We start from the raw sequence: 19,529 nt of genomic DNA on the forward strand, positions 1-19,529 counted from the left end.
TACATTTGTGTGATTTCTTATTTTGTTATGTCTCTGATGAATACATGCCTGAAGGATCGCCCCGGATGTCTGTTTCAAAAAGCAAAACAGACGTTATGCTATAACGCATAACGCCTGTCCAATACGTCCGTCTATGAAACTACTTATTTAACGATCTCTTTAACCTTAGCAGCTTTACCAATGCGGTCACGAAGATAGAACAATTTTGCTCTTCTAGCTTTACCTCTGCGTACTACCTCGATCTTATCAATAATCGGAGAATGCAATGGCCAAGTCTTTTCTACGCCTACACCGTTTGAAAGTTTTCTAACTGTAAACGTCTCGCGAGCTCCACCGTTCTGTCTCTTAAGAACAGTTCCCTCGTATACCTGGATACGCTCTCTGGAACCCTCAATAACCTTTGCATATACCTTTACGGTATCACCTACATTAAAATCTGTGATGTCAGACTTTAACTGTTCGTTTTCAATCGCCTTAATAATATCGTTCATGTTGAACCTCCTTTTTGATGTTGACATTCTTAATACTTTTGTGCTTTTTGCAACCGTAACAGCGGAATATCTCTACTCACAACCTCAACAGAATACCACACTCTGCAATATATTGCAAGAAATATTTTTTATAAAAACAGTTCTTTGATCTCTTCCATCGTCAACTGTGTTACAAAACTCTCCCCTGCCTGGATCAACTGATCAGAAAGCTGTTTTTTGCGTTTCTGCAATTCATAGATCTTTTCCTCGATCGAATCTTTCATCACATATTTGATCACTTGTACTTTCTTCTTTTGTCCAATGCGGTACGCACGATCCGTTGCCTGATCCTCAACTGCCGGATTCCACCACGGATCAAAATGGATCACAGTATCAGCTCCTGTCAGATTCAAACCGGTTCCTCCCGCCTTCAAGGAGATCAAAAACACTTTGACTTCACCGCGGTTAAACTCCTTGACCTCGCGTTTACGCTCCTGCGCGCTGGTCGATCCCGCCAAATAGAAAAACGGAATATTTCTTTGTTTCAACTCGTGCGCAATAATTGAAAGCATTGAAGTAAATTGTGAAAAAACGATCACACTGTGACCACCCTCCAATATATCCGGTAATTGCTCCATAAGCAGATCCAGCTTGCCGCTTCCACCATGATAATTTGATGCAAACGTTGCCGGATGACAACAGATCTGACGAAGTCTGGTCAATGCCGCTAATACCTGCATACGATTGCCGCCAGGTGTATTCTCCTCATCTCCGGCCAACTCCATTTGAATGCGTGCCAAATACGATTCATAGATCTTACGCTGCTTGGCACCCATTTCTGCCATACGTCTGGTTTCAATCTTATCCGGCAGTTCGGTAAGTACCTCTTTCTTCATACGCCGTAACACAAAAGGACGGATCTTACGTCGTAATTTTTGCATTTGAACAGAATCGTGATCGCGCAGTATCGGCTTCTCATAACATTCTTCAAATTGTCGATATCTGCCAAAAAATCCCGGCATAACAAAATCAAAGATTGACCATAATTCTGACAATGTATTCTCAATCGGTGTACCTGTCAATGCAAACCGATGCTTTGCCTGCACAGCCTTTACCGCCTTTGCGCCAAGCGAGGTTGGATTTTTGATAAATTGTGCCTCATCAATAAAGCACGCATCAAAGATCTGCGCTTTGTAAAGATCAACATCCTTACGAATCAATGGATAGGTAGTGATCCATACCGGAACATCTGCACTCTGCTGCATCAGATCTGCACGTTCCTGTGGTGTTCCTGAAATGATCTGTGTGGCGATCTGCGGTGCAAATTTTGAAAACTCGTCCTGCCAATTGTACGCCAGCGAAGTCGGACATACGATCAAGGTACGGGTACCTGGATTCGCCAATACATAGGTAATTGTCTGTAATGTCTTACCAAGTCCCATATCATCTGCCAAAATCCCACCCATTCCATAATGAGCCAAGGAACACAACCAGCGATATCCCGTTATCTGATAAGGCCGCAGTATATCTTCCATACCGTTTGGCAGCTCCCAATTGGTTTTATCCGGATTTTTCAGATCTTCCAATAACTGTTTATACCCCGCATCTCTCGTAATTCGCTGGGTATGTGGGAGCAGCTCATCCACTTCCATCACAGCTGTCTGTGAGAAAGCAATCTTATTATCCTCCGTCACCTCTCCTATCGATAACAAATCCCGCAATTCATCAATCTGCTTATCTTCTGTCATCAGATTAATAAAAGCACCACTTTTCAAGCGATAATACTTCTTTTTTAATTTGATCGAACGGAAGAAATCTCTTAGCTCTTCCTTAGGAATATGCCCATAGTCAACATCCATTTCCAACAAATTAATATCTGTGTTGAGTCGGATTCCTGCCGATAGCATTCCTACTTTCTTGATGGAATTCGCCTTATATTCTTTTGAATAAAAAACTTCAAACTGACGACATAGATCTTGAATCCCTTCCGTCATCAACTGAAATATCTCGTCTTCCTTCATCAGAACGAACTGCTCTCTGCGTACCGAAAAATGCTTATCATACATCAACCGCAAAAGCTGTTCCTCTTCTTCACGATCACGTACTAAAATATAACTTCCTTTATGCTCATCTTGCAAAGGATTGACCTCATGCTCTCCATAAGCAAATATCATACGGGCCACTAAAACCGGTCTTTGTCTGCTTCGGTCTATATCAAAATACAATTTAGGCTGGAGCTGTTCCACAATATAATGATCTTTGATCTTCTCCGGCACTTGAATATTCATGGTTTTTTTGATCACCGGCAATACTTTTTCGATAAAGCTGCCCATATTTTCACCACGAAATTCTAATTCAGATTGTTTTTTGCCAAACAATGTTGTAAAAAATGGACGCAAATTGGCTAAAAACTCCATATCCGGCAGATAAATACATCCCTGATAACAGAGGATCGAACCATCTTCACAAATAGAGATTATCGGCTCCTGTCCCATATCATATAAAGACAACACTTCGTCTTCCATCTGCAGTTCCATGGATAACTTTGGATTCGAACACATAATCTCCATATTTTCCATCTTTTTATCCCGAAGAATTATATCACAGTGTAATCCCTCTGCAAGACGTAACAGTTTGCAAAGCATATTTTGTGATACGACCAATTCCTGTCGATTAAATAGATTAGAATAATACGTCTTACCTAATGTCTCCTGAATCTCATATATTTCTGTCAGATAAGCCAAAACCGCCGCCGATGTCGGTTCAAACTGACATTCTCCCGGTATATACCGAAATTCTTTGCCTAGTCGGATCTCTTTATGATTATAATAATCCTGAATAAACTTTTTGGTATTGGATACTTTATACATCTTGCTGCTGCCGGCGTACAGACCAACAAATGCCTTGGACTGTCTGGACTTTAGTGGTTCATTGACCGTAACCTGCAGTGCCAGATGAAAATACTGCGGTGTCAGTTTGCGATATTCCCGTTTGCGGAAATATTCTATTATCTTGTATGCTGTTTGATCTTCCCAACCGAGATTTTCCAATGCGTCTGCTCTCTGCTGATAATCTGCAATAAATAATAATGCAGCCACAACGTGTTTGCAGGCACCCGGATATTTTGCATGAGCCGGACAATTGCAGCTATGCGTGATCTGTTCATCTTCGCCAAATCCAATCGTAACACCATATATATTGCTGCCTTGCACAAATGCATGATACTGCTTGGTAGCTTCATTCCACGTCACATCAGACACTGCATGTGCCGCATAATAACGCATTCCGCGGTAGTAAACAGTCTCCGTCGTGGCAAGTCTTCTAATTGCCTCTCTTGTGATCTTATACATGCATTATACCCTCATTCCTATACTAATCGTTCAACAAATGAAATTTATCTGCAACGATTGACATTTTTCGTCCCATCGGAAACTCATAAAGCTCTGACCTGGAAAGTCCCTGCAACTTCAACACCAAAGCAAAGTAACTTGCAACCGCCACAACCAATGCAGGTATGATTGCAACATAAATACGATGGCTGACAATGAAAAACAACTCGTATACAACGAACGTCAGTATTCCCATTACCACCGAAGACAAAAACGGGACACAGAATGTTTTTACTACTTCCTGTTTGAAGCCTAAATTTCTGCTGACGCTTCTGCCATTTAAGAAACAAACGACTAACGGATAAGTTACATTACCAAATACCAACGCATACGCTCCCATTCCGGTAAAACGAAGCAGCGTAAACACGACAACGACATGAATTGCTAATGATATCAAAGAATGGATGACCGGAAGATTCATCCGGTCAATACTCTGCAGCACCCCACTTGTCACAGTTGACAATGCATAGAAGATAATACACGTCGATCCTGTCATTAGCATCATTCCTCCTGTCACATAATCGGATGCCGGGAACAGCAGACGTATGATCGGCTGTGCCAATATTGCTAATCCAACTGCAGATGGAAATGCAATGATCATATTAAATTTAACCGCCATCGTCACTTTGTCTTTGATCGCACGACGATCCCCGGTCGTAACCGATGCCACCAAACTAGGAATCATAGAAGATGCGATTGCCGTTGATACTGCAATCGGTACACTGACTAACAAACGATACTTTGTGCTGTAAATACCTTGCAAAGTACTAATTACGGTAGCATTCACACCTCTGGCTTCCATCGCAAAGTTAAATATTGTAACATCGATAATTCCACTAAGCTGATATACCGTCTGGCTGAGTATGATAGGAATGACCGTCCAAAGGATCAACTTATAATAATCTGCAGCAGATTCCCTAGGTGTAATTCGATCCCTACGCGCCTGTCTGCGAAGAACCGGGCGATACAAAGTATAGATCATACCTAAAAACAGTAAAGCAGACGCTGCACCGAGCAGAGTTCCTACCGTACCACCGGCAGCACCCCACGCTGACAAGTTTTTGGAAGCACTGTGATCACTCATCAAATAATATGCAGCCACAATACTAACCACTGCGTTGACAATCTGTTCTAATATCTGTGAAACTGCCGTAGGAAGCATTGTATTTTTTCCTTGAAACAGTCCACGCAGCGTACCCATTACAGCTACGACAAAAATTGTCGGTGCCAGCACACGCAGTGGAATAGATATTCCCTGAAAACTTGAGAAAAAGGTTCTCTCAATCCAACCGGCTCCAAAGAACACAAAAAGTGCCATTAATCCGCCGGAAAAGATCGAAAAGACCATGGAGTAACGAAACACCCGGTAAGCTCCTTTGTATTCTTTTTTGGTGCATTTTGCCGAAACCATCTTAGACACTGCCATCGGCATTCCGTAAGAGGAAATGATCAATAAAATATTGTATACCTCAAACGCCGCGGAATAGATTCCATTACCGGCATCTCCAATAATATTTGCGAGCGGGATACGGTAAAACATACCGATCAAACGAACTAAAATTGATGCGGCTGCAAGAATACTTCCCTGCTTCAAAAATCCTTCTGCTTTGTTTTGATTCGCTTCCATGTTTTTTACTTACTCCTCCTAATTTCTTGTAATTCCAAGGGTATCTAATACCTCTTTTTGTTTGGCCTCCATAACGAGTCGTTCCTCATCCTCCATGTGATCATATCCCAACAAATGTAACATACTGTGGGCTACCAAAAAGCAGATCTCACGCCGCACGGAATGCCCATACTCTTTTGCCTGCTCATCCGCACGTTCTAACGATATGATAATGTCTCCTAACAATAATTCTCCGCTTTCCGGATTGAAACAGGATATCTGTGCCTCTTCTGTTTCCAAATAGTCATAATCTGCCGGTTCTTTATAATCCACCATCGGAAATGATAATACATCCGTCGGCACATCCAATTCACGAAACTCACGATTGATCATCCTTATCCCATCATTATCCGTAAACGTGATGTTTACTTCGCATTCATATGGACAATGTTCCAAAGACAGCGTCTGCTGTATCACCCGCTCTATATCCTCATTTAACTGTACAGGAAGATCACTCTCGACATCCTGATCCATTAGTATTGTCATTCTTATCCTCCATTCCTTTCCAACAATGCAGAACCATCTGTACTGCAGCACATTGATCCGCTTTACGCCAAATACATCAGCCATTAAAATACTGCTTTATATAAAAATGTCGTAATTTATCAATCTGTTGTTGTGACAATCCGGACTCTGATAAAGTTCCTTTCGATAAACGATTCTGAAAGATTCCTTCTACCAGCTTCTGTGTAGAAACACCTTCCTTCTGACCGTTTTTTTCCAAATATTCATTCGTTGACACAATACAGTCTGTAAACAGTACAATAGCCGCTTCCAAGGACTTTGGTTTTTCATGCCGCATACTGTGTTGCCTGATAATATCTGTCAATTCCCTCGGAAAATCATATTCCTCCGCAAGTTTAACACCTGCATCAATATAATTTGAATCTCCTGTAATCCTGCCAATCTCATGATATAGCCCGCCAGCCTGCGCCAGCAATACATTTCCTCCCATATGTCTGGCCGCTTGTGCTGACACACTGCTGATCGTCATCGAATGTATAAACAACTGTCCGGAAAATTCCTGCAACCGCAATAACAATCCAAAATCAGCCTCTAATATAAGGCTCAATTTTTTGTTCAATTCCTGCTGCTTCGCCAACTCCGTTTCTGTCATCTTTCCAGAATGTTGGCGATAAAATACATACCACCACACAAATAGAAACAACAGGATTATGCTTCCATACTCCATTAAGATCTTTTGTGGAGTGTTCTTAAACTCTTGCAATATTGACGGCAGCATAAACTGATGCCGCAATATCTGTAATACACTTTCCAACACTAACATCAAAATACCAACATACGATAACACACGTCCGGTAAGCTCTTGTGATAAAAGCCATATGCAGACAAACCCGAAAAATGTAACGATCAACAGCTCTCTTGCGCTGAAAGACGCACTGTGCAGCAACAAATTTTGTGACAGCAGCGCAATAAAAAGAATAACAGACTGTTCAATACCACTTCCGATCGAAACCATAACGACCGGCAGCAGCCACAAATATCCCAACGACTGCCAAGCACTGCATGCTAACATGACATTGGACAGTGCAAACAAAAAGACCAGGATAAGCTTGTCCTGTAAGCTGTGACCTCTTACTTCTTGTATATAGCCGGAAAATTTGTGCCACAAAAAAACAATAAGCAGTGAAAACACAACATTTGCTGTCCAGACATAGATCGGCTGATGTTGAGTAAAGCCCTGCAACGCACTTCCAAATGCTATCGACAAATACATGCCTATCCAAAAAAGAAGTTTACGCTGGTATATTCTGCGCCACATGCTCTTCCATCCTCCTCATCTATCTGTGTCCGGTTTTTCTATGCTCAGCACCCCGGTTTTCTTTGAACTGATTTCTTTTACGCTGTTTTTCCATACGTTTATCGTAATCATCATATGCCTTAACGATCTGCTGAACCAGCGGATGACGTACTACATCCTGATTAGTCATATGTGCAATACCTATGTCCTCAACCTTGCCAAGTACATCTAACGCCTGATCCAGACCTGAAGTTGTTCCGCTCGGCAGATCCTTCTGAGTCAGATCACCGGTAATAATTACCTTCGAACCAAATCCAATACGTGTTAAAAACATTTTCATCTGCGCCGGCGTCGTGTTTTGCGCCTCATCAAGAATAATATAGGAATTATCCAGCGTTCTTCCTCGCATATATGCCAATGGCGCAACTTCGATCAAGCCCTTCTCTACATTGCGCAAATAACTGTCTGCACCCATGATCTGATGTAATGCATCATAAAGCGGGCGAAGATAGGGATCAACTTTACTTTGCAGATCCCCCGGTAAAAAACCAAGTTTTTCTCCTGCTTCGATCGCCGGTCTGGTCAATATAATACGACTTACCTCATCACGCTTAAATGCCTCGATTGCCATCGCCATCGCCAAATATGTCTTACCGGTCCCGGCAGGGCCTATGCCAAATACGATCATTTTCTTGCGAATAAGATCAATATACGCCTTTTGTCCTGCTGTTTTCGGTTTCACCGGTTTTCCCTGAATCGTATGACAGATAATATCAGAATCTATTGATACCAAATCCGGTGTACGATGCTCAAGAATCATTCCAAGCGCATAGTTCACATTTTGTTCCGTCACTGTATTGCCACGTCTTGCAAGCTCTAACAGCTGCATCAGCACGCTCTCCGCCTGCTTGACATCCGCTGCCTCACCGATCAGTTTTAACGTACCGTCTCTTGCCACCATCGTAACATTAAGTGCACGTTCTATTTTCTTTAAGTGTTCATCCAGCTTACCAAATACATTAGCCTCGAGTGCAGCCGGAATCTCAATGAGCGTTTCCATAATTGCCATCTGTTTTTATTTCCTCTTTCTGTTTCTTCCTTTCGGAAACTGATATTTTGCGGTATTTATGATGCGAAGACCGCCATATAACCGTATCTTTCAGTTTGTACCCGCTATCAAGAACCTGAAATTCCGGAGCTGTCTCCTGAATCTGATACCCGTCTTCCTCTTGACGGCGAATATATTCCCGATGCAGGTTCAACAGTTTCTTCTTCGCCTGTTTCCGCGTATACACCATTTTTTTGGAATACATCTCCTGATAAGATGCCTTCACCCAATAAAAAGGAGAACGCGGTATCACTTTTGAGCATAGTTGCCCACTCTCAGTAATTATAGCATATTTCCTATCACTTTCCAAACGATTTAACGGATTATGCAAAAAAAATCGATTTTGCTGATATCGAAGACAATACACATTCTTTTTGTGTTTCTCAAGGCCGTGCTTTTGGTATGTCTTGCTCAAATACTTGTTATATTCTTTCTTTCCCTCGATCACCACAGTTCCTTTCGCACGTACAAAACGAATATTCTGAATTACATCGCCATCTCCGATCACTTCTACCTTACCTGAAATTAAAACATCGCCTTTTTTTACTTTTGCTCCGGCATGTACCTGCGGCGTTCCCTCCCTAGTGACAATAGAGATCACTTTACCATCGTGTGCAGCGATAAGATCAGCCGCCGAAGAAGCATCTTTTTTTTCTTTCATTAACGTTACTTCCTGCAATCGAACAAACAAACAGCTTCCTTTTTTTTCAACAGAAACCCATCCAATATCCTGATATCTTCTTCGGATCTGTTTAGCAAGCTCTGTGCAGCTTAAACCTTTTGACGGCATTCCCATATACACACCGCTCTCATTTAGAAAACGCCGCAAACTTTCTTCGGTATGATATTGTTCTCCTTCAAATGATATGCCCCATATTCTGCCTGCCAAAAATATTATTCCGGCAAGAAACAAAATGAGCCCAGCAAAAAAACTTGCTCTTTTCTGTATGCTACTCAGCAAAAAAGGGCCGCCGTGACGCTTTACAACAATGGGTACCGCATGTGTTTTCCGAACGATCGGACGCAATCTCCAAAAATTTTTTAAGGATATATCTGCATATAGGTGTTTACGTTTTGTATCCCAATAAACATTCCAAAGCGGAATTTCTTTATACCTGCACATATTAACAAACCGCTCAATTTCTCCATCTCGAAGCCGTATTGTTACATAGCCCGCAAGCCATCCGATTACTTTATGTACCATGAAAGCCCTCATTTCCACACTGAAACCATCCAATTAATATCACTAAAAAACGCCCCTTATACAACTTACAGCTATGTATTCAAACTCCTCACCTCAAAAACCATCATGTCATAATAAGTAATATATGACCCGATAGCAGCTTTTGATGTGCGAAGTTTGGATTGTGTATATAATGGGGCTAGTGATATTCTATGGTGCCGATTTCTCCTACAACACACATGCCGTCATCCCGAAAATATGCAATGACTAAATTTCTGCCAATAATATGGATCCGACCTGTCTTTGTCTGAATCCGTATCAAGGAGTCCGTATACTCTATTATATTCCGATAATTTTCAATACATAACCTGCCTCTGCCATATCCCATTAATAAAGGTGCTCCGGCAATAATATCTTCCGACATTTGAAACTTTCTGGAAATGGCAGACGCAATCTTTGGTTCTTCATCCGCAGGTTTAACATGCGCCTTCGGATGATGTTTATGCCTATTCCCACGTTTTCCAAGTGTTGTCACCTGTATTCTCCCATCCTGCTGCTTCCTCCTTATATTCTATGCAACAGTCCCAAATTGTTACCTCTGTTTGCATTGCGTAATCTTTTTAAATACGCTATACTTATATAGGCTTTTTGTATTTTAGCTGGGAAAGGACACGAATTATGCATGAGAAATATGACCGCGATATGATCGATCTGTTGCGAAGCATTCAGAATATTGATTATATTGAGCCGGATGAGATTCCGAACATTGATTTGTATATGGATCAGATCACAACTTTTATGGACGATCACTTAAAATCCTCCAAGCGATTTGAGGATGATAAGATCCTAACAAAGACAATGATCAATAATTACTCTAAGAACAATCTTCTCCCACCTTCGGAGAAGAAAAAATATTCTCCGGAGCATATGGTGTTACTGCTGTTTATCTATTACTTTAAGAACTTTTTGTCGATCAATGATATCCAAAGCATTTTGGCACCGATCACAAAACGTTTTTTTCACTCCGAAAATGATCGTAACTTAAATACCGTTTATGAAGAGATTTTTCAACGACAATACGAAAATATTGACTTTGAAGTACGAGATATGATTCGCAAACTGCGCGACTCTAATAAGGCATTTGCGGATATTGAGGATGATGAAGAAAGGAAACTCCTGAGCAACTTTGCTTTTATCTGCTCACTATCTTTTGATATTTGGGTAAAGAAAAGCGTGATCGAATCGATCATTGATAAAGATATGATGGATCAAAAAAAATCGAACAGCAAAAAGAAAAATTAACATCTGATCATCACAAAAGACTCTGGGGAACAATGTTGAATCATTGTTCCCCAGAGTCTTTTTACAATTCATCAGAGACTTAACAAAGAAAGATGATGTGGTATGGGAAGTTTGAATCATTAAATATCAAGTTCTAATTGAACTTCTTCTTCTGCCTCCAGCTTAAAATCCTCAATCTTTTCCGGATTGACAACCGGAAGATCATCTAATGACTCAATACCAAAGTTCCGCAAAAATTCCTCAGTCGTCGCAAAAAGGATTGGTCGTCCCGGTGCGTCCAGGCGACCTGCTTCACAAACCAGATTATACTCTACTAATTTGTTGACCGAATGATCCGATTTCACACCTCGGATATGTTCGATCTCCACCTTTGTGATCGGCTGCTTATAAGCGATGATCGACAACGTTTCCAACAATACATCCGTTAAAACATGCTTTTTCGGAACATGGGCAATACGGACGATCGCCTCATACATATCTGCTTTCGTACACATCTGAAACGCACCATCCAGTTCTATGATCTGAATACCACGATCCTCTGCCGCATAATTATCCATCATGCTGCGGATCACCTTGCGGCATGTATCCTCATCCTGCTCTGTTGCCGCTGCGATCCTTTCCAATTCTACTGCCTCTCCCATTGTAAAGAGAATAGCCTCTATTTTAGCTTCTAGCTCCGAAAGTTTCACACCAAACGGACCTCCTTTCTCACTCTATCCGCTTACAATCGCTACTCACTGGAAGGAATGATCTCTCCCTCGTATTTTACGGTATTGTCATAAGTTATATAAATATCATCAAAGATATTTTCCTGAACGATCTTTAATTTGCCGACTTTCATCAATTCCAAAATTCCCAAAAAGCTTACAATGATCATCGTCTTACTTGGCTGGCTTTCTAGCATCTGGCGAAACGAAAATTTTTGATGAAGCATTGCATACTCTTCGATAAACAGCATACGATCCGCCAGTGTAACAGATTCTTTCTCAATCTTACCAAACTTACTTCGGATCGGATCGATCTTATCAACTTGTTTCTTCATCACAGAATGAAAAATTGTCTGCAATTTTGCCAATGTAACATCTGACAACAATTCTTCAACATTGACTTCTTCTTTGATGTCAGCAATTTCTGCGGGGATCGTAGATTCTTTGAACAGCAATCTTGCTGCATCCATCTGCTTATCCTTTAACTCATAAGACGCATACTTATATGTCTTGTACTCTAACAAGCGCTCTACCAATTCCGCACGGGGATCTTCCGGCTCACCCTCCTCGGTCACCTCTACCGGAAGAAGCATTTTGGACTTTATCTTTAACAGCGTTGCCGCCATCACCAAAAAATCGCTCATAACATCCATGTCCTTGCGATCCATTTGTGCGATGATCTCCAAATATTGCTCCGTGATCTGCACGATCGGAATGTCAAAAATATCTATTTTATTTTTTTCAATCAGATGCAGTAACAAGTCTAGCGGTCCGTCAAATGCATCTAACTTTACCGAAATCACACTGGAATCCATCGCCACTTATATCTCCTTTGGTTTTAAAGTTATTGGGATCAATGATTACTTGTAATAATCAAACTGCAGATCATACATACGTACGGTATCTCCCTCTTCAATGCCAAGACGTTCCAGTTCCTCCAAAATACCACTGGTCTTAAGGAACTTCTGGAAAAACTGGAATCCCTTTTCAGAGTCCAGATTCGTATATCCTAACATTCGCTCAATACGCGGGCCTTCTACAACATACATATTTTCTTTTTCGTCATATTCTACAGTATATGGTTCATCCGCAAAATCCATCTCATCTAGAACAAACTCGCGCTCAAAGACCGTTGGTTCTTCATGAATATCATCTAACATCTTTTTCACATGATACAACAGTTCTTTGACACCCTTACCGCTAACTGCAGAAATCGGGAATACCGGTATTCCCTTTGGCTCAAATTCTTCACGAAGCAGGCTGATCACGGTATCTTCTTCAGTCCCATAAAATACGTCTGTTTTATTCGCTGCGATCACTTGTGGACGTGCCGCAAGCTCCTCGCTGTATTTCTTTAATTCCTGATTAATAATATTAATATCATTGAGCGGATCTCTTCCCTCAGTGGATGCAGCATCTACCATATGGATAAACACCTTCGTCCGTTCAATATGACGCAGAAATTCATGGCCTAAACCGATACCGTCTGCGGCACCCTCAATGAGACCCGGAATATCTGCGATCACAAAACCATCGGTACCTTCCAGATCAACGACACCAAGCATTGGCTGTAAAGTCGTAAAATGATAATTGGCAATCTTTGGCTTTGCGTTGCTGACGCGTGACAGAAACGTTGATTTACCAACATTCGGAAATCCCACCAATCCAACATCTGCGATCGTTTTTAACTCTAATATAACATTTAGCTCTCGCCCCGGCTTACCAGGTTGTGCATACTTTGGCACCTGCATAGTCGGCGTCGCATAATTCATATTTCCCTTACCGCCACGGCCACCTTTAAGGATAACCTCACGTTTACAGTCATGAGACATATCAACGATCACTTTTCCCGTCTCAGCTTCTTTTACAACTGTGCCTTCCGGTACCTTTACGACCAAATCTGCACCGTCTGCTCCATGGCATCGTCTTCTTCCACCGGGCTGTCCATCCCCTGCAACATACTTTCGGATATGTCGAAAATCATTTAATGTATTCATTCCCGGATCGACTTCAAAGATCAGATCTCCACCGCGGCCACCATCGCCGCCGTCAGGACCTCCTGCAGCCACATACAATTCTCTTCGGAAACTAACATGTCCATCTCCGCCCTTTCCGGAACGGATATATATTTTTGCACTATCTGCAAACATGGGCTCACCTTCCTTCTAGCAATAAAATAACAAATCTCTATCAATATATATTTTATGAAATATGGTACAAGTGCTTTACAGTTTGACGCTGCATGACACCACTTCTGTCTCTACGAAAAAGAGGCTGTACAATGACAGCCTCTTGTATCGGTAACCGGCTCTACCGGCTCAAAGACTATTTTGCTTCTACTGGATATACGGAAGCCTGCTTCTTGTCTCTACCTTTTCTCTCAAAACGAACAACACCGTCTACCAATGCAAACAATGTATCGTCACCACCACGTCCTACATTAACGCCTGGGTGAATCTTTGTTCCACGCTGTTTGTAAATGATGTTACCAGCGAGTACAAACTGTCCGTCTGCTCTCTTTGCTCCTAATCTCTTAGACTCGGAATCTCTACCGTTCTTAGTAGAACCCATTCCTTTTTTATGAGCAAATAACTGAAGGTTCATTTTTAACATGTTTCTACACCTCCTGCTTTCTCTTATACTTAATTTTCAGATATCGTTTGCCATATTCTGCTTGTATTCCCTGTAATCCTAATACAAGCGAACGAAGTAACAATTCGGCTTCAGGGCTGATCTGTTCGGACGTTATTCTCATCTCCACAAGATCCGGATGCATCGTCGTTGTGACGGTGTCACCTGTAAATTCCTCTATAGAATTGATCGTGTTGATCACCAATGCCGAAACACCGGCGCATACAATATCTTTTCCATATTTGGCATACCTTGCATGACCTTCCATTCGGAAGCCGTCATACACATCCTTTTGCCGTTGATAAATGGTTATATTTATCATTCTGTCACCTATTAAGCGTTGATCTTCTCGATCTTAACCTGTGTGTAAGCCTGTCTGTGACCGTTTTTCTTATGATAACCGGATTTTCTCTTGTATCTGTAAACGATTACTTTCTTAGCCTTACCCTCTTTTACGACAGATGCAGTAACAGTAGCGTTTGCTACGTCTGCGCCAGCCTTAAGGGAGCCATCACTTACAGCAACAATGTTATCAAATGTAACTGTCTCACCAGCTTCTACAGCAAGCTTCTCAACGTTGATCACGTCACCTTCGGAAACTTTATACTGCTTTCCACCTGTTGCAATAATTGCGTACATAGACCTGTTCCTCCTTCATTATTACTCGCTAACTACGGTGTCCGTCCCTGCAAATTCTTACAAAAACAGCACTTCAAGGTACCTCGTTAAGCGGCACACTTGATTAGTTTATCATCATATCTTAAAAATGTCAATACATTTTGCACAAATATTTGCCATATGTAACAGGCTGTTATTATAGCCTGCTTATACACTAATCCTCTTCCAACATTTGGATCTCCAAATAATCAAAATCTATCTCATCAATAAAGGAGTCCTTTGTAAATCTTGTCTTGTCTCTCCGCTGAAAATCTTGTATATTGCTCTCCAACCAGATAGGCTTGCTCAGATCAAAGGTATAACACATCTCTTCGATCGCATCAAATACTTTGCGGGTACGATTTTTATCCGTAGCAGCATCGCAGATCGTAATATCTTGCAGCAAATGATTGTCTTTCCAAATCTTTCCCCAGATCCGAAACATGTTTGTCCTCCTTTTTCATTATTTTGTCATAATCTTATTAATGTTCTTGATCAGCACTGATATTGTTCCATCGGCGTTTGTGATAAACTCCACCTGATCAATATCTTGATATTGTTCCATTGGGATGTTGATCTCAATACCGGTGTCTGTTTTTAAATACTGTTTTTCAAATTTTTTCGTCGTCTGTTCGCTCTGTGGCTTTACCTCGGCCTTCTCCATATGGTATTTTTCCATTTTGGCATCAAACTCTTCTTTAATCTCCGGTGTACTGCCATACATTTTCTCGCTGATACGCTCAACCTGGATCGCACCATTTTCCTCGATCTCCTGTTTCAAAATGCTTTTCGTTTCCATCTGCTTTACAGGTTCTTCCGAAAAATGCTTTTTGTTGACCTGCTCAACTGCTCTGGTAACGACTGCTAATTTTGTCTTATCGGACATCGCTGCCTTACACTGCAGATACAGTTCGGATAAATAATTTACTTTTTCCCCATTCACTTCGTATTTCTTTTCCACAATGCGGACAGAGAAGTCCTGCAAATTGATAATGACAGCCTCGGACAGTTTGGATCCGGATCCCGGCAAAGTTGCCTGATAACGGATAATACTATTTACATTACCGGCTTCCTCTGCATTCGTCATATGCACAAAACTTTCTTTGTAATTCATTTTAAGCAGCGCAAGATATTTCTGTCCGGCAACCTGAAAGGTTACAATTGCCAGATCCGCTGAGGGAATTGCAACGTTTGCATTCATGATCCGGTACAATTCGTCTGTCAGACGTTTACTGTCCGCAACGAGATCATCTTCACTAAATTCTTTAACAATGTCATACACCGGAGAATCTTCTTCCTCCGGAAAATAACATTTTTTCATGTCATCTCCTGACATCAATTTAAAGATATGACTCCGAAAGAAATCGTTAATATCCGGCGTTAGATCCAGTTCCTGCTCCGAATAGACCGGATACCCGAGCGTCGCGTCCAAAATATGTACAATACCTCGCCGAATAATAATGTCCTCTTTTTGTTTGACTACTCCTGTTTCCTGAAAGGATATATCCATCTCTGCCTCCTATCCTTTGCTAGTTTGTGATCATTTCCGCGATCTGTTCTCTTGTCACCGGGATCGGTACTGCTGCCAGTTTACGTTCTGATGATGTGATTTCCTTCAAAATAGCTTCTTTTTCTGCATCCGTGATCTCCGGGGTCCCAAGACATTCACGGATCAATCCCTCAAACTGCTCCAAACTGCCAATGCCCAAACTTCTGAGGATCATCATCACCTCAACATCCATCTGTTCCGCAAACAGACGCAAATAACCGGGCAGAAAATATCCCACTGCCTTTCCATGCGGTATCCCCTTATGGTACGTCAGATAATAGCTCATGCCATGCGGAAGTGACGTACCGGTATGTGCGATTGCCATTCCTGCAAGACTGGAAGCTAACATCATATTTTCATAATCTTCCTCTTCCGGATCCATGCCGAGCAACACATTTTTACAGCCACCCCACACTTCAAATCCTGTCATGCAAAGCATACGGCTGTATTCACCGGCATGCGAATTAAAATAGCTTTCGATCAAATGTCCCAATGCATCGATACAAGTATTGGCAAGAACCTGCGTAGATGCAGTCTTTAAGTATTTCGGATCGACCAAAGCAAGTTTCGGAAAAATCTTATGTGGAATGCTTTGTTTTGTCTGAATATCATCTCTTGTCAAAATTGCATACGGTGTCACCTCTGACCCTGTTCCACACGTTGTTGGAACTGCTACAACCGGCAATGCACGCAATGTGATTTTCTGATACAAAACTTCACTGGAAGTATCGCGGTTATGGATCATCATTGCAATGGCTTTTGCCGCATCTAACGGGGAGCCTCCCCCTACACCGATCACAAAATCTGCGCCCTGTTCCCTGCCGATCCCGGCTGCATCCATAACCGTTGCGATGGATGGATTTTCTTCAATCCGATCATAAACAATATATTCTGTACCGCATGTTTCCAAAGCGGCCATAACATCTGCAAGTGAGCCATTTTGTTTGGAAGAATGGCGTCCGGTTACGATCAACGCCTTTTTACCAAAAGAAGCGATCTCCTCTGCATGATTCGCCACTGCATTCCATTCCTGATACACCTTCGTCGGCATATAAAAGTTCATTGCTGTCATATCAATCCTGTCCTTTCTTTAACTGTTCGTAAAAAGATTTGCGAACTTTTTTGCGAGTTACCTCTACCAGACCTAACGCTGTCATATCGACAACCGTTGTCTGAACGGGATCTTTCGCTGTCGCCCGTTCCAACGCCTGAAGCACCTTTTCTTTGTGTTCAGGATCTTTCATATCAATAAAATCAATCAATATCATGCCGGAAAGATTTCGCAAACGCAACTGTCTGGCGATCTCCTCTACCGCTTCCATATTGACCTTCAAAAACGTCTTTTCCACATCTTTCTTTTTAGAAATTGCCTTGCCGGTATTCACATCAATAGCGATCAATGCCTCGGTTGGCTGAATGATCAGATAACCACCGCCCCGAAGCCAAACTTTAGGACGTAACACTTTCTCGATTGTCCGGCTGATATCATATACCGCATCCATTTTCCCATGATCCGGATCCCATAGTGTTAGCGGCATACTGTCCTGCAACCCACCGGCTTCCAAATATGTTTGGATCTGAGCATATAATTCTTCATCGTCGGTCAAAATGCCGGTTGACTGACCGCCCAAGCTATCCCTAATTTGGGACAGATAGCCATCTGCTGCACGGTACAACACACTATATACCGTTCGATGTATTCCCTGTTTTGTAATCTGTTCATACTGTTTTACCAGTCCTTCGATTTCCCTCCGAAACGTCATTTCCTCACAGGAGGCACTGTTGGTTCTCGCCACAAACCCATAAGATTCACCGGCATATTCCTGCAAAATGCAGCGTAAGTTTTCCCGCTTGTCCTCATCTTGGATCTTTTTTGATACACTCGTTACAATTCCATTTTTGCGGGTAAGAACCGCATATCTGCCAGGCAGCTCTATCGCACAGGATACCGTCGGTGGCTTTGTTTTCACTGCCTCCTTTGTCACCTGAACGATCAATTCATCACCGATCAATATACGGTCATCGTTTCTCGGTGTTCCATCGGTATGAATCGGTGCAATCTGTCCTGTCAGAGGAAGATAACCCATCTGTCCTTTGGCAAACTCGACAAAAGCCGCATTAATATTTTTTACTATATTGCGCACTTTGGCAACATAGATATTGCCCAAAATACCGCCATCCGAATCTTCTGCCTGTAATTGAACAATCTTTCCATCCTGCACTCTCGCAAAAAGGATCTTGTCCTCTCTGCGTGTCACTAACAACTCTTCTTTCACGCTATTAACCACGCCTTTCACCTTTTATGCTTTATCGTATTCGGACAAAGGCAGCAAACGACATGGTGTTTCTGAAGAAAACGTATGCACCTCGCCTTTTTTGCCATCTGCATCACCATACATTTCCAGTCGATGGATCTGAACATCCAAAAACGAAAAGGTATCCCCGGCAAATGCCGCCATCGCCTCTAAGACCAGCTCCGGTTTTATATTTACCACACTGCCTGCTGTAAGCTGCATATAGAGCAGCGGGCGGTACGCAGACCCCTCCAGGCAGCTCTCTCCATACTTCATACCGGTATGCCCCTGCAATTGTTCCAAACCAGTTGATAAGTGATAGATATTATCCCGAATATCTACTTCTTTCTCCGAACGCTTGGTCTTTTTGAGGATCTTGATCGAAGACTGCTCCATAAAGCGGTGCACCAGCTCCTCCAGATCTACTCTCTCCAAAAAGGAAGTCTTGTCCGGTTTGGCTGCGATCATATAATCACAGGCCGCTAACATTGCCATCGACGGTCTTGCATCATCCTTTAAGATGGTAAGATCCCGAACCCGGATTTCCTCATTCATCTGCTCATTCATCTGCTCTACGATCCTGTCAGCATCTTCCACCTGATCCAGCGTCAGATCCATATACTCTCCGTCACTGCTTAATCCGATACCAAGCGGTGAAGAAAAAGACATCAACTGATGCGGTGAAAATCCCTGACTGTAACTGACCGGGATCTGCGCACGTCGAAAAGCCTTCTGAAAATAACGCATAACATCCAAATGTCCAACAAAACGCATCGATCCACACTTGGAAAACTTAATTCTGGTCTTCATC

At 42.1% G+C, this 19,529-nt stretch carries 20 protein-coding genes; 1 reads left to right on the forward strand and 19 read right to left on the reverse strand.

The window, feature by feature from the left end:
* Positions 1-143: 143 nt before the first annotated feature.
* The 8 genes from rplS to ACSAJE_RS02890 form a co-directional block, all read right to left on the reverse strand.
* Entirely contained in the window at positions 144-491 is a 348-nt protein-coding gene (gene rplS / locus ACSAJE_RS02855) for a 50S ribosomal protein L19 (RefSeq protein WP_118690435.1), read from the reverse strand.
* A gap of 128 nt (positions 492-619) precedes the next feature.
* Positions 620-3,820: a DEAD/DEAH box helicase gene (locus tag ACSAJE_RS02860; RefSeq protein ID WP_458009628.1), complete on the reverse strand. Its 3,201-nt coding sequence runs from the start codon at positions 3,818-3,820 to the stop codon at positions 620-622.
* A 22-nt stretch (positions 3,821-3,842) separates the two neighbouring features.
* Positions 3,843-5,486 (reverse strand): putative polysaccharide biosynthesis protein, encoded by a 1,644-nt coding sequence (locus tag ACSAJE_RS02865; RefSeq protein WP_458009629.1) that lies wholly within the window; start codon positions 5,484-5,486, stop codon positions 3,843-3,845.
* Between the two features lie 18 nt (positions 5,487-5,504).
* A complete protein-coding gene (ybeY, locus tag ACSAJE_RS02870; RefSeq protein WP_118690432.1) occupies positions 5,505-6,011 on the reverse strand; it encodes an rRNA maturation RNase YbeY in 507 nt (168 codons plus the stop codon).
* A gap of 76 nt (positions 6,012-6,087) precedes the next feature.
* Entirely contained in the window at positions 6,088-7,308 is a 1,221-nt protein-coding gene (locus ACSAJE_RS02875) for an HDIG domain-containing metalloprotein (RefSeq protein WP_118690431.1), read from the reverse strand.
* Between the two features lie 19 nt (positions 7,309-7,327).
* Positions 7,328-8,356 carry a PhoH family protein gene (locus ACSAJE_RS02880; protein WP_022025144.1) on the reverse strand — a complete coding sequence of 343 codons (1,029 nt, stop codon included), beginning with the start codon at positions 8,354-8,356 and terminating at the stop codon, positions 7,328-7,330.
* The gene (locus ACSAJE_RS02885) at positions 8,331-9,599 is read right to left on the reverse strand and encodes a sporulation protein YqfD (protein ID WP_458009630.1); all 1,269 of its coding nucleotides are present in this window, start codon (positions 9,597-9,599) and stop codon (positions 8,331-8,333) included. Before ACSAJE_RS02885 ends, ACSAJE_RS02880 begins: the two co-directional genes overlap by 26 nt.
* 178 nt (positions 9,600-9,777) lie before the next feature.
* Positions 9,778-10,113, reverse strand: a complete 336-nt coding sequence (locus ACSAJE_RS02890; protein WP_243034662.1) for a YabP/YqfC family sporulation protein — start codon at positions 10,111-10,113, stop codon at positions 9,778-9,780.
* Between the two features lie 143 nt (positions 10,114-10,256).
* On the opposite strand from ACSAJE_RS02890, the gene ACSAJE_RS02895 reads away from it, so the two are divergent.
* Entirely contained in the window at positions 10,257-10,880 is a 624-nt protein-coding gene (locus ACSAJE_RS02895) for a DUF1836 domain-containing protein (RefSeq protein WP_458009631.1), read from the forward strand.
* Positions 10,881-10,999: 119 nt separating this feature from the next.
* On the opposite strand, the gene scpB is transcribed toward ACSAJE_RS02895, so the two are convergent.
* The 11 genes from scpB to ACSAJE_RS02950 all read right to left on the reverse strand — a co-directional run bounded on the left by scpB (position 11,000) and on the right by ACSAJE_RS02950 (position 19,528).
* Positions 11,000-11,569 (reverse strand): SMC-Scp complex subunit ScpB, encoded by a 570-nt coding sequence (gene scpB, locus ACSAJE_RS02900; RefSeq protein WP_022025140.1) that lies wholly within the window; start codon positions 11,567-11,569, stop codon positions 11,000-11,002.
* Positions 11,570-11,610: 41 nt separating this feature from the next.
* On the reverse strand, positions 11,611-12,402 hold the full coding sequence (locus ACSAJE_RS02905) for a segregation and condensation protein A (protein WP_022025139.1): 792 nt from the start codon (positions 12,400-12,402) through the stop codon (positions 11,611-11,613).
* Between the two features lie 45 nt (positions 12,403-12,447).
* A complete protein-coding gene (gene obgE / locus ACSAJE_RS02910; protein WP_118690429.1) occupies positions 12,448-13,737 on the reverse strand; it encodes a GTPase ObgE in 1,290 nt (429 codons plus the stop codon).
* Between the two features lie 175 nt (positions 13,738-13,912).
* On the reverse strand, positions 13,913-14,200 hold the full coding sequence (gene rpmA, locus ACSAJE_RS02915; protein ID WP_022025137.1) for a 50S ribosomal protein L27: 288 nt from the start codon (positions 14,198-14,200) through the stop codon (positions 13,913-13,915).
* 4 nt (positions 14,201-14,204) lie between these two features.
* On the reverse strand, positions 14,205-14,540 hold the full coding sequence (locus ACSAJE_RS02920; protein ID WP_458009632.1) for a ribosomal-processing cysteine protease Prp: 336 nt from the start codon (positions 14,538-14,540) through the stop codon (positions 14,205-14,207).
* A gap of 11 nt (positions 14,541-14,551) precedes the next feature.
* Positions 14,552-14,857, reverse strand: coding sequence for a 50S ribosomal protein L21 (rplU, locus tag ACSAJE_RS02925; protein WP_022025135.1), 306 nt, complete (start codon positions 14,855-14,857; stop codon positions 14,552-14,554).
* A gap of 193 nt (positions 14,858-15,050) precedes the next feature.
* Positions 15,051-15,320 (reverse strand): hypothetical protein, encoded by a 270-nt coding sequence (locus ACSAJE_RS02930; RefSeq protein WP_022025134.1) that lies wholly within the window; start codon positions 15,318-15,320, stop codon positions 15,051-15,053.
* Positions 15,321-15,338: 18 nt separating this feature from the next.
* The gene (locus ACSAJE_RS02935; RefSeq protein ID WP_022025133.1) at positions 15,339-16,385 is read right to left on the reverse strand and encodes a nucleoid-associated protein; all 1,047 of its coding nucleotides are present in this window, start codon (positions 16,383-16,385) and stop codon (positions 15,339-15,341) included.
* Positions 16,386-16,404: 19 nt separating this feature from the next.
* On the reverse strand, positions 16,405-17,496 hold the full coding sequence (locus ACSAJE_RS02940) for an iron-containing alcohol dehydrogenase family protein (RefSeq protein ID WP_458009633.1): 1,092 nt from the start codon (positions 17,494-17,496) through the stop codon (positions 16,405-16,407).
* 1 nt (position 17,497) lies between these two features.
* Positions 17,498-18,712 carry a ribonuclease E/G gene (locus tag ACSAJE_RS02945; protein WP_458009634.1) on the reverse strand — a complete coding sequence of 405 codons (1,215 nt, stop codon included), beginning with the start codon at positions 18,710-18,712 and terminating at the stop codon, positions 17,498-17,500.
* A gap of 12 nt (positions 18,713-18,724) precedes the next feature.
* Entirely contained in the window at positions 18,725-19,528 is an 804-nt protein-coding gene (locus ACSAJE_RS02950; RefSeq protein WP_458009635.1) for a TIGR03936 family radical SAM-associated protein, read from the reverse strand.
* Position 19,529: the final 1 nt, after the last annotated feature.

It is taken from the genome of Jutongia sp. SJQ-6 (assembly GCF_054161275.1).

Bases quoted from the DNA above. Each gene is read 5' to 3' on its own strand.
- rplS (WP_118690435.1), bottom strand. From the start codon at position 491: ATGAACGATATTATTAAGGCGATTGAAAACGAACAGTTAAAGTCTGAC.
- ACSAJE_RS02860 (WP_458009628.1), bottom strand. From the start codon at position 3,820: ATGTATAAGATCACAAGAGAGGCAATTAGAAGACTTGCCACGACGGAG.
- ACSAJE_RS02865 (WP_458009629.1), bottom strand. From the start codon at position 5,486: ATGGAAGCGAATCAAAACAAAGCAGAAGGATTTTTGAAGCAGGGAAGT.
- ybeY (WP_118690432.1), bottom strand. From the start codon at position 6,011: ATGACAATACTAATGGATCAGGATGTCGAGAGTGATCTTCCTGTACAG.
- ACSAJE_RS02875 (WP_118690431.1), bottom strand. From the start codon at position 7,308: ATGTGGCGCAGAATATACCAGCGTAAACTTCTTTTTTGGATAGGCATG.
- ACSAJE_RS02880 (WP_022025144.1), bottom strand. From the start codon at position 8,356: ATGGCAATTATGGAAACGCTCATTGAGATTCCGGCTGCACTCGAGGCT.
- ACSAJE_RS02885 (WP_458009630.1), bottom strand. From the start codon at position 9,599: ATGGTACATAAAGTAATCGGATGGCTTGCGGGCTATGTAACAATACGG.
- ACSAJE_RS02895 (WP_458009631.1), top strand. From the start codon at position 10,257: ATGCATGAGAAATATGACCGCGATATGATCGATCTGTTGCGAAGCATT.
- ACSAJE_RS02905 (WP_022025139.1), bottom strand. From the start codon at position 12,402: ATGGATTCCAGTGTGATTTCGGTAAAGTTAGATGCATTTGACGGACCG.
- obgE (WP_118690429.1), bottom strand. From the start codon at position 13,737: ATGTTTGCAGATAGTGCAAAAATATATATCCGTTCCGGAAAGGGCGGA.
- rpmA (WP_022025137.1), bottom strand. From the start codon at position 14,200: ATGTTAAAAATGAACCTTCAGTTATTTGCTCATAAAAAAGGAATGGGT.
- ACSAJE_RS02920 (WP_458009632.1), bottom strand. From the start codon at position 14,540: ATGATAAATATAACCATTTATCAACGGCAAAAGGATGTGTATGACGGC.
- rplU (WP_022025135.1), bottom strand. From the start codon at position 14,857: ATGTACGCAATTATTGCAACAGGTGGAAAGCAGTATAAAGTTTCCGAA.
- ACSAJE_RS02930 (WP_022025134.1), bottom strand. From the start codon at position 15,320: ATGTTTCGGATCTGGGGAAAGATTTGGAAAGACAATCATTTGCTGCAA.
- ACSAJE_RS02935 (WP_022025133.1), bottom strand. From the start codon at position 16,385: ATGGATATATCCTTTCAGGAAACAGGAGTAGTCAAACAAAAAGAGGAC.
- ACSAJE_RS02940 (WP_458009633.1), bottom strand. From the start codon at position 17,496: ATGACAGCAATGAACTTTTATATGCCGACGAAGGTGTATCAGGAATGG.
- ACSAJE_RS02950 (WP_458009635.1), bottom strand. From the start codon at position 19,528: ATGAAGACCAGAATTAAGTTTTCCAAGTGTGGATCGATGCGTTTTGTT.